The organism is Hyphococcus sp. (assembly GCF_965267305.1).
Classification (GTDB): Bacteria; Pseudomonadota; Alphaproteobacteria; order Caulobacterales; family Parvularculaceae; genus Hyphococcus.
Genome location: NZ_OZ253945.1, coordinates 2,622,296 through 2,635,573 on the forward strand (window position 1 = coordinate 2,622,296; position 13,278 = coordinate 2,635,573).

12 protein-coding genes are annotated in these 13,278 nt (G+C 60.1%); 6 read left to right on the plus strand and 6 right to left on the minus strand.

Translation table 11 applies throughout. The features are described 5' to 3' along the window. Positions 1-192 precede the first annotated feature (192 nt). Entirely contained in the window at positions 193-1,050 is an 858-nt protein-coding gene (locus tag ACQY5P_RS12445) for an SMP-30/gluconolactonase/LRE family protein (protein WP_428407190.1), read from the plus strand. On the opposite strand, the gene ACQY5P_RS12450 is transcribed toward ACQY5P_RS12445, so the two are convergent. Then, positions 1,047-1,856 carry an SDR family NAD(P)-dependent oxidoreductase gene (locus tag ACQY5P_RS12450; RefSeq protein WP_428407191.1) on the minus strand — a complete coding sequence of 270 codons (810 nt, stop codon included), beginning with the start codon at positions 1,854-1,856 and terminating at the stop codon, positions 1,047-1,049. The two genes, ACQY5P_RS12445 and ACQY5P_RS12450, sit on opposite strands and share 4 nt — an antisense overlap. Positions 1,857-2,021: 165 nt before the next feature. Here ACQY5P_RS12450 and ACQY5P_RS12455 point away from each other — a divergent pair, with 165 nt between their 5' ends. Beyond that, a complete protein-coding gene (locus ACQY5P_RS12455; protein WP_428407192.1) occupies positions 2,022-2,366 on the plus strand; it encodes a hypothetical protein in 345 nt (114 codons plus the stop codon). A gap of 9 nt (positions 2,367-2,375) precedes the next feature. Here the strand turns inward: ACQY5P_RS12455 and ACQY5P_RS12460 are convergent, their stop codons facing one another. After that, positions 2,376-3,374: a hypothetical protein gene (locus ACQY5P_RS12460; RefSeq protein WP_428407193.1), complete on the minus strand. Its 999-nt coding sequence runs from the start codon at positions 3,372-3,374 to the stop codon at positions 2,376-2,378. 173 nt (positions 3,375-3,547) lie between these two features. Here ACQY5P_RS12460 and hemH point away from each other — a divergent pair, with 173 nt between their 5' ends. Both hemH and ACQY5P_RS12470 read left to right on the plus strand, forming a co-directional pair. Continuing rightward, entirely contained in the window at positions 3,548-4,570 is a 1,023-nt protein-coding gene (gene hemH / locus ACQY5P_RS12465; RefSeq protein WP_428407194.1) for a ferrochelatase, read from the plus strand. A 31-nt stretch (positions 4,571-4,601) separates the two neighbouring features. After that, the gene (locus tag ACQY5P_RS12470; protein ID WP_428407195.1) at positions 4,602-5,381 is read left to right on the plus strand and encodes a TerC family protein; all 780 of its coding nucleotides are present in this window, start codon (positions 4,602-4,604) and stop codon (positions 5,379-5,381) included. Here ACQY5P_RS12470 and ACQY5P_RS12475 read toward each other — a convergent pair. Together ACQY5P_RS12475 and ACQY5P_RS12480 are read right to left on the minus strand one after the other, a co-directional pair. Next, positions 5,378-6,421 (minus strand): threonine aldolase family protein, encoded by a 1,044-nt coding sequence (locus ACQY5P_RS12475; RefSeq protein WP_428407196.1) that lies wholly within the window; start codon positions 6,419-6,421, stop codon positions 5,378-5,380. The two genes, ACQY5P_RS12470 and ACQY5P_RS12475, sit on opposite strands and share 4 nt — an antisense overlap. Further along, positions 6,418-7,140, minus strand: a complete 723-nt coding sequence (locus ACQY5P_RS12480; protein WP_428407197.1) for an HAD family hydrolase — start codon at positions 7,138-7,140, stop codon at positions 6,418-6,420. The genes ACQY5P_RS12475 and ACQY5P_RS12480 overlap by 4 nt, the downstream gene beginning before the upstream one ends. Positions 7,141-7,326: 186 nt before the next feature. Here ACQY5P_RS12480 and ACQY5P_RS12485 point away from each other — a divergent pair, with 186 nt between their 5' ends. Continuing rightward, positions 7,327-7,800 carry a YMGG-like glycine zipper-containing protein gene (locus ACQY5P_RS12485; RefSeq protein WP_428407198.1) on the plus strand — a complete coding sequence of 158 codons (474 nt, stop codon included), beginning with the start codon at positions 7,327-7,329 and terminating at the stop codon, positions 7,798-7,800. 191 nt (positions 7,801-7,991) lie between these two features. Next, the gene (locus ACQY5P_RS12490; RefSeq protein ID WP_428407199.1) at positions 7,992-9,773 is read left to right on the plus strand and encodes a peroxidase family protein; all 1,782 of its coding nucleotides are present in this window, start codon (positions 7,992-7,994) and stop codon (positions 9,771-9,773) included. Positions 9,774-9,839: 66 nt separating this feature from the next. On the opposite strand, the gene ACQY5P_RS12495 is transcribed toward ACQY5P_RS12490, so the two are convergent. Beyond that, positions 9,840-11,966: a sodium-translocating pyrophosphatase gene (locus ACQY5P_RS12495; protein WP_428407200.1), complete on the minus strand. Its 2,127-nt coding sequence runs from the start codon at positions 11,964-11,966 to the stop codon at positions 9,840-9,842. Between the two features lie 250 nt (positions 11,967-12,216). Next, a complete protein-coding gene (locus ACQY5P_RS12500) occupies positions 12,217-12,990 on the minus strand; it encodes a sterol desaturase family protein (protein ID WP_428407201.1) in 774 nt (257 codons plus the stop codon). Positions 12,991-13,278 lie beyond the last annotated feature (288 nt).

The window sequence follows — 13,278 nt, forward strand, 5'->3', positions numbered from 1 at the left end:
CGCCGGCTTCGCCAGCGTGGCGACAAGAGACTGCGGCCGTCAGGAGGGACCCTCCGAGCCTAGCCTGACGGTCATGGAACACCGGCGGCAGACGGTGCTCCACTGGGTCGCGCGCAGGCGAAGCCTTTTTGTATAAAGACGCGGCTGTGTCCTTGCGCTAACAATTCCATTGTCGCCTGCAAGGACACGCCGATGATGCACCGTAAAAACTTCAAAGTGCTTTTCTGCGGAGCCCTTGCGGCCGCGAGCCTTGCGCTCAACTTCACCTTTGCCGAGGAAAACGGAACGGCATGGCGTCAAAACTGGACCCTGAACGGTTTTAAAAGCCCTGAAAGCGCCGCCTTTTCCACTGAACGGCGCGCAATCTTTGTGTCCAACGTGAACGGCTACGAAAAAAATGGTGCAGGCTTCATTTCGAGGCTTTCCATGGATGGCGTCGTCGAAGACCTTGTCTGGCTTGAGGGACTGAACGCGCCCACAGGGCTGGCTGTCAGCGGTGATATTTTGTGGGCCGTGGACTACGACCGGCTTTTGAGCATCCATATCCCAAGCAGGCTGATTCTTTTCGCCTATGAGTCTGATGACCGATCGCCCCTGCTCAATGACGTCGCATTGGACGACGATGGTTCCGTTTTCGTCACAGGCTCCGGCTCGAACTCAATCTACAAGCTGGAAAAGGGCCGCCTCAAGACCTGGCTGAAGAACGATGAAGCTTTGCAATACGCCAATGGAATTGATGTCACGCCGGACCATCTTATCGTCGCGGGCGTCACGCTGATGCGCATCGGCAGAAGCGACAAGCAGATAGAAATAATCTCCGATGACAAAGCCCTCCATGACCTAGAAGGCGTAAAAAGCGACGGGGCCGGGGGGTTTTATGTTTCCGCCGTAGGCGATCGCCCTCTCTATCATGTGGATGCTGGCGGCAACGTCACTGAGGAACTGCGGGGGCGCGAATTCATTGCCGATTTTGACATCGCCGATGAAATGCTGGCGGCGCCGGTCAGCGCCGGCGCCGTCTCCGGATTTCAGCGTTCTAAGAATCCTTAAGCGTGTTTCTTCCGGAACCGCTTGGACTGGTTTTTCACCATCTGTTCAGACAATGATCGCGGCAGAGTGCGCGAAAGCCAGGCGACGAATTTGTTCCACCTTCCTGGCACATATACAGCCTGCCCCTTTTCAACGGCATCGATCGCGCCTTCGACCACAGGCTCGGCTTCCATGAACATATATTTCGGAAGCTGCGAAACCAGCCCGCGCGTCGCATTGACGTCGTGGAACTCCGAATAGGTGAAGCCCGGACAAAGCGCCGAGGCGCGCACGCCGGTCCCCGCGCACTCGGCGGCGAGCGACTGCGCAAAGCTGATAAGAAACGCCTTTGAGGGGGCGTAAAGCGTGTGGCCCGCCGCCCCCGGCACCAGTCCCGCCAGCGACGCCACATGGATGATGCGGCCGTAATCCCGCGCCAGCATGCCCGGCAGGAAATGCCGCGTCATCTGGGCGTAGGAGACGAGCATCAGTTCGAGAAACGCCCGGTGCGCCGTCCAGTCATTCTCAGTGTAAGAACCCGGCATGCCGAACCCAGCATTGTTGACGAGGATGTCGACGGGCGTTCCTTCCGCTTGAAGCGCATCGAAAATCATCTGCGGCGCGGCGGGGTTGGCGAGGTCGGCGGCGATGACGCGGGTTTTGACGCCATGGGCTTTTTCAAGCTCGACTGCGAGCGCCTTGAGCCGGTCTTCGCGCCGGGCCGTGAGGATGATGTTGGCTCCTTTGGCGGCGTAGCTTCGCGCAAAAGTCGCGCCGATGCCCGCCGACGCGCCGGTGATCAGCGCCCATTTCTCGTTGTATTCCATGCACCCGATGTCTACGGCGATCTGTGTGCGCCGTCTATGGGCGGGCGCAAAGGGTTAACAAAGCTCCCTAGCATGGGGCTTGCATCATAAATTCCGCCCTGCGGATGCTTTCCCTTCGCTTGAAGGGAAGCGTACCATTAGCGGCGAAAGGAAATCTTTCGGGCCATGGACAGCATCGAATTTCTGTTGATCGTCGCGGTCTTCGCCGTGGTCATGATCTGGTATTTGCGCAATGCCGAGGCGCGCTCTGACGGTCTCGTGGGCCTTCTCGCCCTGAAAGACGATCCGGAGACCGCCAAGCATGGCCGCCGCCCCTCCTACCGCATCAAGGATCGGACGGCGCACAAGCCCGCCGGGCTCCGCGACAGCCGCGAGGCCAGAACCAAGACTGTAACCTACACGCAAAAGGGCGAGAGCGATCTAATGCGCCGCCGCTTCCGCCGTCAGGACGAGACTCGCTACCGGGTCAAGGACAAGGCGGCGAAATTCAAACCGGCAAAAGACGATTAGCCCGATAGATCAGCCAGCCAGCGACTGCGCCAGGAAGGGCAGGCCCAGCGCCAGCACGATGCTGACGATAATCCCGACCGTCGCCTTGCCCATATCGGTCAGGACGATTTTCGCCGTGTCTTGGGGCGAGCGGATCTTGTCGATCGTGGCGATGGCGAATTCCCGGCCCGCAATCAGTCCGAGAAACACCCACGTCGTCGACATGGGAATGTTGTTCACTTCCTTGAAGTAGAAGAGAAGCGTCGCATAGACGAAGTCGATAATAGTGGCCGAACGGATGTCGGTGACGCTGGTCTTCGATTTAAGGACCTTCTGCACCGGACCGCCGCCATTCCAGAACGTATAGGCGAGCAGAACGAGGATCCCCGCCACGGCGATGCCCGCTTCCGTCGCATTGAGCGCCGGGGCGCCCGCCTCATCGACGCCGCGCGGCAGGAAGATGAAAATATTGGCGAAGTCCTGCATCAGCCAGACCGACCAGAGATAGCCGGTCGAAATCCACTGCAGCAACACCCAGACTGGCGCGTGCTGCTGTTCCGCCGTTTTCAGGAACCAGCGCTCAATGGTCGGCGCCAGCGCAACGTAAAGAAGGCCGCCGGTGACAAACGCCGCCGCATACCCGGCGAGCGACTTGATCAGCATGGAATACATGCCGTCGAGCGTTGCGAAGATCGCAAGGATCATGAAGCTCGTTGAGACGGGAATGCCGAGCCGCGTTAGCAAAAGAAGAGCCAGCGGGGGGATGGCGTGATACCATCGCGGCTCGAAAATCGGATATTTGTCCACATCGTCGAGACGCCCGAAAGACGGGTCGCCGCCGTTCGTCATATAGCCGTAGATAAAAACGATCACCAGCACCGTCGCTGCGAAGAGGAACAGCGCCCACCAGGGCAGCCGGCGGTTGGAGTTGATGAAGGTGCCCAGCGTTTGCAGCGCGTCATTGCCCACGACCGCATAAGCCGCGAAAGCAAAGCCGATAGCGGCCCAAAATCCAATATCGATGTCCATAGTCGCCCTTTTCGCCCGCGCTGGGGTGGCCTGGGCGCACAAGGAGCGCCGCCCTTAAATTCGCGGGCACCCTCTATTTTTTATGTTTCACTATTGTGACAAAGGCGGCGATTTTTGCCAAAAGACCGCGGAAAAGCTTCAGTTCTCCAGAGAATTCAGTCACGGAAACTAATATGACCAACGAAGGCCGCTTGCCTGCGGATCACCCGCCGATCGCCGCCGCAAAAACCGCCGTGCTCCTGGTCAATCTAGGCACGCCGGATGCGCCGGAGGCGGGCGCCGTGCGCCGTTATTTGCGCGAATTTCTGAGCGATGAACGCATTGTGGATCTGCCTCGCGCGCTCTGGCTGCCGGTGTTGCACGGGGTCATTCTCAATGTTCGCCCCGCGGCGACGGCGAAGAACTACGCAAAGATCTGGCGCGGGGAGAGCAATGAAAGCCCCTTGCGTTATTACACAAGAGTGCAGGCGGAAGCGCTCGCTGCGCGCTTGCATGGCGTCGATGTGCGCTGGGCCATGCGCTACGGCAATCCATCCGTCGCCGCGGAGCTCAACGCCATGAAAGAAGCGGGGTGCGAGCGTATTCTGGTCATTCCGCTTTATCCGCAATATTCGGCGACGACGACGGCAAGCGTCACGGATGCCGTGTTCGATGCGGTGAAGAAAATGCGCTGGCAGCCGGCGATCCGCACAGCCCCCGCCTTTCATGACGATCCGCTTTATATCGAAGCCCTCGCCGCGGTGACGCGCCGCCATCTTGCGGCGCAGAGTTTCACGCCGGAGCGGATCGTGATTTCTTTTCACGGCCTGCCCCAGCGCTATTTCGACCTGGGCGATCCCTATCATTGTCACTGCGCCAAGACGGCGCGCCTCTTGCGCGAGAAAATGGGGTGGACGGAGGAGTTCGCGCCCATGGCGTTTCAATCGAAATTCGGCCGCGAGAAATGGCTGGAGCCGGCGACCGACGCCACCATAGAAAAACTCGCAGGCGAGGGCGTCAGGAAACTCGCCGTCATCATGCCAGGTTTTGTCGCCGACTGCATCGAAACGCTCGAAGAAATCGACATCGCCGGACGCGAAAGTTTCATGGAGGCGGGCGGCGAGGCGTTCACCGCGATCCCTTGCCTCAATGACGCGCCGGAAACTATCACCCTTCTGGAGATGTTGGCGAGACGCGAAACTGCTGGCTGGCTATAAAGGCCCCTGAAAACGGCAAAGGATCCGACGCATGGAAGAGCTGATTACGACCCCCGCCTTCTGGGGAAGTCTCTTGACCCTCACCTTCCTCGAGATCGTGCTCGGCATCGACAATCTTCTCTTCATCTCCATCGCCGTCGCCAAACTCAAAGGCAAAGAGCATGTCACCGCGCGCCGCATCGGCGTCTGGGGCGCCATGATTTTGCGCATCGCCATGCTGGGCGCGATTTTCTGGATCATCGCTCTCGACGCAGAGCCTCTGTTCTATATGCCGGAGTTTCTGGCGCGCTTCGTGGCGGGAGACGACGCCCATGCCTATGAATCATTTCACGACGTCACCGTCAAAGATCTTATCCTTTTCGCCGGCGGTCTCTTCCTGTTGTGGAAAGGCACCGGCGAGATCCATTCCGCCGTTGAGGGAACGGGCCATGAGGAAGCGAAAGCCAAGACAGCTTTCGGCGCCGTTCTCCTTCAGCTTTTTATCATCAACACGGTCTTTTCGCTCGACAGCGTCATCACCGCCATCGGCATGACGGAGATTCTTTCTGTGATGATCGCCGCCGTCGTCCTGTCCACCATCGTCATGGCGATCGCAGCGGAGCCGCTGGGCGGCTTCATCGAACGCCACCCGACGACCAAGATGCTGGCGCTCTCCTTCATTCTGCTGGTCGGGGTCGCGCTCGTCGCCGACGGGCTCGGCTTCCATATTCCCCGCGGCTATCTCTACTTCGCCATCGCTTTCTCACTGATGGTGGAGCTGCTGAACATTCAGGCCCGGAAGAACAAGAAGCAGGTTGTCGCCGCCCATTAAAGGGCGGCGCGGACCCGCGTCAAAAATCCGTTGACCTCCGCCTCTGTCGTGCGAAAGGAACAGATCAACCGATGGCCCTTGCCATCGGCGGGATCGCCGGGCGTCACCCAGGGATAAAAGACATCGCCGCCGTCGCGCAGCTTTTCCGCGACGCCGTCGGGAAAGACCACGAAAATCTCGTTGATGTCCGTCGGATACATCAGCGTGACGCCCGGAATCTCTTTCAGACCCGCGGCAAGGCGCTGCGCCATGGCGTTGGCGTGAGCGGCGAGCTTTAGCCACAAATCATCTTCGAGATAAGCGTCGAACTGCGCCGCGATGAAGCGCATTTTCGACCAGAGATGCCCGGCGCGCTTGCGCATGAATTCGAAATCCATGGCGCGATGGCGATCGAAGAAAATGACGGCCTCCGCGGCGATGCAGCCGTTTTTCGTGCCGCCAAAACACAAGACATCGACGCCCGCTTTCCATGTCGCTTCCGCCGGACTGACGCCCAAAGACGCGACAGCATTTGAAAACCGCGCGCCGTCCATATGAACCGACAGCCCCGCCTCACGCGCAGCATCGCAAACGGTGGTCAATTCCTCTATCGTATAGGTCGTGCCGCATTCAGTGCCTTGCGTCAGCGACAAGGCGCTTGCCGGCGCGCCGTGCGGCGGGCGGTGCGGGAAGCCTTTCAGCGTCTTGCGGATCGCATCGGGCGTCAGCTTGCCGTTCTTGCCCGCAATAGGAAGCAGCTTCGCCCCGCCGGTGAAAAATTCCGGCCCGGCGCATTCGTCCATCTGCACATGGCTTTCCTCATGACAGAGCACCATGCCGTAAGGCGGCGTCATGACGGAGAGCGCAAGCCCGTTCGCCGCGCCGCCCGTCGCCACGAAAAAGACCGCGCAATTGCGCTCGAAAATTTCGGCGAATTTCGCTTCGACTTTCTTGGTGAGATCGTCGCCGCCATAGCCGGGAACGGCGCCGTCATTGGCGCGTTGAAGGGCGTCAAGAATTTCCGGGGCGGCGCCCGCCCAATTGTCCGATGCAAAGCTCATGAGCGCAACTCTCCGGCATTCCGATGAAGCGCGTCAAGCGCCTCGGCGAAGGCGGCGAAACTTTCAACAAGGCTCGCGGCGCCCGCCGCCGTAAGACGCTCTCCATGACCTTCAAAAATGTGCCCGCCGCCGAGAAAACCCCAGACCGTCATGCCCGCCGCGATCCCTGCCCTGACCCCGTTTTCGCTGTCTTCCAGAACGAGACAGCGCTCCGGTTCGGCGCCGATCCGTTCCGCCGCATAAAGGAAAATATCCGGCGCCGGTTTGCCATTAGTTACGAGATCAGCGGAATAAACATGGGGAGCGGCGAGCTCGAAAAGCCCCGTCCGCTCCAGCTTCGATTGCAGGAAATGCGCGCGTGACGAGGAAGCGACGCCGACAGCGTTCGCATAATCGCGCGCCTTTTTTATTGCTGCATCTGCGCCGGCGATGGACGTCAGCAGATGCCGTTCGCGCCGCCGTTCTTCGAGAATGAAGTCCTCGAAATCATGAGGCGCATCCCGGCCATGAATCTCGCGATAATCCATACGCAGCGCATCGAAAAAAGAGCGGTCATGAAGACCGACGAATTTGCGCACATAATCCTGAGGGGAATAAAAAAGTCCCAGCGTTTCAAGCGCGGCGCGTTCGCCCCTGATCGCCAAAACCTCAGAATCGACGAGGACGCCGTCACAATCAAAAATAATGGCGTCGAAATTTTTTCCCTTAATGGGTGTCATGACGGATTTTTCATTCTTGCAGCGAGACCGCTTATCTATTGAGAAACATCAGCTTTCGCCATGGCTTTCCGACATTTCAACGCAATTTGCGGAACAGTCGCGTCCTTTTGGGGTTTGGCCCCCGACGCAGGGAGCACGGCCTTTTTCCAGCCGTTTCCTCGCAGGTGATTGAAAAGGAGCAACGCCATGAGCAAAGCCATGATTATCGCCGCCGGGATCGGCGCAGCGCTAGCGGTGACGGCCGTAGGGGCCGCGGTGACAGGCCAGTTCGACAAAGAACCTTCCGCGCTCGCCGGAAGCGCATCCTCCGATGCACCGGTTGCAGCGACGGAGCCGAAAAACTGCCGCGCCTTTGCGACCGCCGAAACCGGTTTCGATCCCGCGACGACGCCGATTCCTGTGCGTGAAGACGCCGGCAACAAACAGGTCCTCAAAGGCACGGCCGTGGGCGCCGCTGTCGGCGCCGTCGCCGGCGAAGTGATCGGCGATAAGGCCGGATACGGCGCGGCCGCAGGCGCTGCTGCGGGCGCTGCGGGCGGCCAGGCGGTGAAAGCCGACAAACAGCAAAAGGCAGATGCAGTCTATGAACAGAACTATGCCTACTACCAGCAGCAGAAAGCGGCCTATGACGCCGCGCTGCAGGAATGCCTCGCCGACTAAAGCCAAGAACTCTTTACCGAAAACCGGCCGCGCCAGTCGCGGCCGGTTTTACATACGCGCTTTTGGCGTGCAGCGTGAGGATACGCCTCGCCTTAAACGCGCGCGTCACCGAAACTTAATCCGGTTTTCCTTGAAACCCGACCCTCGAAAGAGCGATAATCAATATCGTGGGACTTTGTCAGGGGCGGATTATGCGGATTGGAGTTTTACTTGGCGCGAGCGCTGCGGCGCTGGCCATGGCGACAGCAGCGGAAGCGCGAAGGGGCGACGAGCGCGCCGAACACCAACATCCCGCCCAAAATATCGAACGCGACGTGAAAGCGCAGACAAAAGCGCGGCTGCGCCACCGTTTCGGAGCATGGGCGCCAGCCTTCCATCAGGGACGTGAAGTCAGAAGCTTTGACGGCTCCGGCAACAATCTCAGCGATCCAGAAGCCGGCGCCGCGTTTGCGCAACTCGTCCGCCTGACGCCGCAGGATTACGCCGACGGCATTTCCGAAATGTCGGGACAATTGCGCAAAGGCCCGCGGGAAATCTCCAACATCGTTGTCGATCAGGCGGGGCAATCGTTTCCGGGCCCGTTCGGAACGAGCGATTTCCTCTGGCAATGGGGCCAGTTCGTCGATCACGATTTTGCGCTGGGCGACGGCGTCAAATCTGACGACCGCTCTCACGACATACCGATCCCGTTGGGGGATCCGCATTTCGACCCTTTCTCGGAAGGCGGCAAATGGATCCGCTTCGACCGCGCCATTTTCGATGAGGAAACCGGCACGGATCTTTCAAATCCGCGTGAGCAGATGAACGAGATCACCTCATGGCTCGACGGCTCCATGATCTACGGGTCGAGCGACGAACGCGCCTCCGCCTTGCGAACCAATGACGGCACGGGCCGGCTGAAGACCAGTAAGGGCGATCTTCTGCCGTTCAACACGGGCCTTCTGCCCAACGCCAATGAAGGGCCGATCGATCCAGCGAAGCTTTTCCTCGCCGGCGACGTGCGCTCGAACGAACAGGTCGGTCTCACGGTCATGCACACGCTGTTCGTGCGAGAACATAATCGCTGGGCCGATTACATCCGCAAAACGCGGCCCTGGTTTTCCGGCGACGACGTCTTTCACGCGGCGCGGCGCATGGTGATCGCGGAAATCCAGATCATCACTTACGAGGAGTTTCTGCCAGCACTGATCGGCAAGCGCGCGCTGCCGCGCTATCGCGGCTATGAACCCGGCGATCCCGGTCTTTTCACCGAATTTTCGGGCGCCACATGGCGGCTCGGTCATACGCTCATCAATGCGCAACTTTTGCGCGTCGACGCACGCGGGCGCGAAATCGCCGCCGGTCACTTGCCCTTGCGCAATGCGTTTTTCAACGCGCCCATGCTGCTCAAAAAACGCGATGACCTCGATCCGGTTCTGCGCGGGCTCGCGTCGCAGAAGAGCCAGACCTATGACAACATGATCGTCGACGATTTGAGGAATTTCCTCTTCGGCCCGCCGGGAGCCGGCGGCTTCGATCTCGCAGCCTTGAACATCCAGCGTGGACGCGACCGCGGGCTCTGCTCCCTGAATGACGCGCGCAAGGCGCTCGGCTTAAAGCCCCACAAGGATTTCAGCGACATAACGTCCAACCCTTCGTTGCAGGAAAAACTGCGCGCGGCTTACGGAACTGTCGACGACATCGACCTCTGGGTTGGCGGCATTTCTGAAGACGCGCTCGCCCGCGAAGGCTCGCAGCTCGGCGAAACTTTTCGCGAGATCGTCATTCTTCAATTCACGGCGCTGCGCGATCACGACCGCTTCTGGTGGGAGCGCGACCTGACGCGCGCCGAACAGTTGATGGTGAAGAAAACGACGCTCGCCGACGTGATCCTCGCCAATACGTCGATCAAGCGTCGCGAGATTCCGAAGAACGTCTTTTATGTCGAAGAGGACAAGAAAGGCGGAGGCGGCTGGCCCTACTGGCCTTGGTGATCCGCGACCCTAGCACAAAAAAGGGCCCCGAACGGGGCCCTTTTCTTTTCGTCCGTGGACTGACGCTTAACCGGCGAGCGCCGCGAGAAGCAGAAGCGCCACAATGTTGGTGATCTTGATCATCGGGTTCACCGCCGGGCCCGCCGTATCCTTGTATGGGTCGCCCACCGTGTCGCCGGTGACGGCGGCCTTGTGGGCTTCCGAACCCTTGCCGCCATGATTGCCGTCTTCGATGTATTTCTTGGCGTTGTCCCAGGCGCCGCCGCCCGCCGTCATGGAGATGGCGACGAAGAGGCCCGTGACGATGACGCCGATCAGCATGGCGCCCACCGCCGAGAGCGCCGCGGCTTTGCCCGCCACGCCGTAGATGACGAAGTAAAGAACCAGCGGCGAAAGGATCGGCAGCATGGACGGCACCACCATCTCCTTGATCGCCGCGCCGGTCAGCATGTTCACCGCACGCGCATAGTCCGGCTTTTCGGTGCCTTGCATGATGCCCGGCTTTTCGCGGAACTGGCGGCGCACTTCCTCAACGATGGCGCCTGCTGCGCGGCCCACGGCCTGCATGGCGATGCCGCCGAAGAGATAGGGCAAGAGGCCGCCAATCAGGAGGCCGGCGATCACATAAGGATCGGACAGCGAGAAAGTGACATTGACGCCTTCGAAGAACGGATAGTCCGCCGGATGGGCCGAGAAGTGCTCGATGTCTTTCGTATACGCCGCGAAAAGAACGAGCGCGCCGAGGCCCGCTGAACCAATCGCATAACCTTTGGTGACGGCCTTGGTCGTGTTGCCGACGGCGTCGAGAGCGTCGGTGGTTTCGCGGACCGATCCTTCAAGGCCCGACATTTCCGCGATGCCGCCCGCATTGTCCGTCACCGGACCGAAAGCGTCGAGGGCGACGATCATGCCCGCAAGCGCGAGCATCGTCGTCACCGCCGTCGCGATGCCGAAGAGACCGGCGAGATTGTAGGCGGTGATGATGGCCACAACGATGACGATCGCCGGCAGCGCCGTTGCCTCCATGGAGACCGCAAGGCCCTGGATGACGTTGGTGCCGTGACCGGACTCCGAAGATTTCGCGACCGACTTCACCGGACGATAGGCGGTGCCGGTGTAGTATTCGGTGATCCATACGATGAGGCCCGTCACGACGAGACCGAGCACGCCGCACAGGAACAGCGACAATCCGGTGAACGGCTTGCCCTGCTCAGTCGAGCCGATGGCTTCGGAGAAGCCGAACATCTGGAAGGTGACGATGCCCACCGCGACGAGCGACAAAATACCCGTCACCACGAGGCCTTTATAAAGCGCGCCCATGATGTTGGTGGAGCCTTTGCCGAGCGACACGAAATAGGTGCCGACGATTGAGGTGATAATGCATACCGCGCCGATGGCGAGCGGGTAGAACATGAAGGTCGCGGCGTTTTCCGTGAAGAGGATCGAGCCGAGAACCATGGTCGCCGCAACAGTGACAACGTAAGTCTCGAACAAGTCCGCGGCCATGCCGGCGCAGTCGCCGACATTGTCGCCGACATTGTCGGCAATCGTCGCCGGGTTGCGCGGATCGTCTTCGGGAATGCCGGCTTCGACCTTGCCCACCATGTCGCCGCCGACATCGGCGCCCTTGGTGAAGATGCCCCCGCCGAGACGGGCGAACACCGAGATGAGCGAGGCGCCAAGGGACAGGGCGACAAGGCCGTTCACTACGGAGCGGCTTTCCGGCGCATGGCCCATGACCGCTGTCAGGATGCCGTAATAAGCGGCGAGACCGAGCAGGGCGAGACCGGCGACGAGCATCCCGGTGATGGCGCCGGCCTTGAACGCAACTGAAAGACCTTTCGCAAGACTCTCGGAGGCCGCTTGCGTCGTGCGGACGTTGGCGCGCACGGAAACAAGCATGCCGATGAACCCGGCCGCCCCCGACAGGATTGCGCCGATGGCGAAACCGAAGGCCGGAATGAAGTCGAGCTTGAAGGCGAGCAGAAGAACGATGAACACGACGGCGCCGGCGATGGCGATCGTCGTGTATTGTTTATTGAGATAGGCCTGCGCGCCTTCCTGAATGGCGGCGGCGATTTCTTTCATGCGGTCCGTGCCCGTCGGCAGCGACAGCACCTGGTTGACGGTGACGGCGCCGTAGGCGATGGCGAGCAAGCCGGCCCCAATGACCAGCCAAAGCGCTAAGCTCATGTCTTAACCTCTCCTCGAATTATGTTCTGATGGTTTTGGCCGCCGGCATGGCCGCAGCAACGGGATCGACTCCCCGCGCGCGCTTCAACCAGCCCCCTTTCGATGTCGGCGGGAAACTGACAAAGCCCTTTGGCAAAATCAACAAAAAGTTATTCGGCGCCAAAGACGCAGAATACTCCCGGATCGGTCCGGGAGCGCCGATTAAATACTTGAAATGTTTATGCGCGCCGAAATGGCGGCGCGCACCGTCTCAGGATGCAGCGCCGCGATTGCGCATGGCCTTGCGGGTGTCTGGCTCCGCGTCGGTGAGCTCGCGAACCCAAGGATATTTCTGGGCCATTTCGTCTGTGTAACCAAGATTGCGGGCCGTCGCGCTGCGCTCGCGGTCGGCGGTCTCGGCGTAGAACGTGCCGAAGCTCTTGTCCCAGAAGAATTCCGCAATGCCGTAATTGCCGTTCTCGTTGTGGAAATGGTGGGCGAGATGGCGCTTCTTGATGTCCTTCCAGAATTTCGACTTCGGTTCGAAGGCGAGATGTTCTCCCGCATGCAGAAATTCCGTGTACATGGTCATCGCCACAGTGCCCGCCACGGCCGCCGCAGCGCAGGGGAGGCCGCCGATGAGCCAGCCCACAGGGCCCGCGATCAAGAGGATCGGCGGCAGCGTCGTGTGGAGGCCGCCGAAAAGCACTGATAAATCATTGGGATAGCGGTGGTGATCGTAATGAACTCGCTTCCAGAAGCCCGCCAGGAACGGCGTCTTGTACATCCAGCTTCCATGCAAGATGAAACGATGAGTGATGTACCAGGCGATGGGGAAAATCAGCGCGCCGACTAAAAAAGCCGCAAAAAACAGCGGGATAGACTGGATCGTGGCGATGCCCGTCGCCAGCGCCGCGATCAGGAGCAGGGCGTAAACCTGAATCGCCGGATAGGTCACATAGGCCTTCACGAGGTCGTTGAAGGTCATCCGGTTGAGGAGATATTCCTCCTCCTTCCAGGCTTTATAACCGACAAACAGGCGCATTTGGCGTTCCTTCGGGGGGTTGTTGAGACGCGAAATTAGGCGCGGCCTTGCAAGGGTTCAAGCAGCGAGGGGCCCTGATCGCATTGAGCGCGATCAAATATCGCGGCGCCTTTGCAACATGCTGTAACATCCGGCTGCAAATCTTGAAGCGCCGCGGCCCTCGGCGGACTTGCCCGTTGACCCAAGGCCTTGTATCGGCTCAAGATTACTCGGTGTCACGGGGCAAATGTCGTGACGCTGGGGCTAGGGGCGTGCGCCCGGGAAGCGTCTCAATGGACGCGCAGCAAG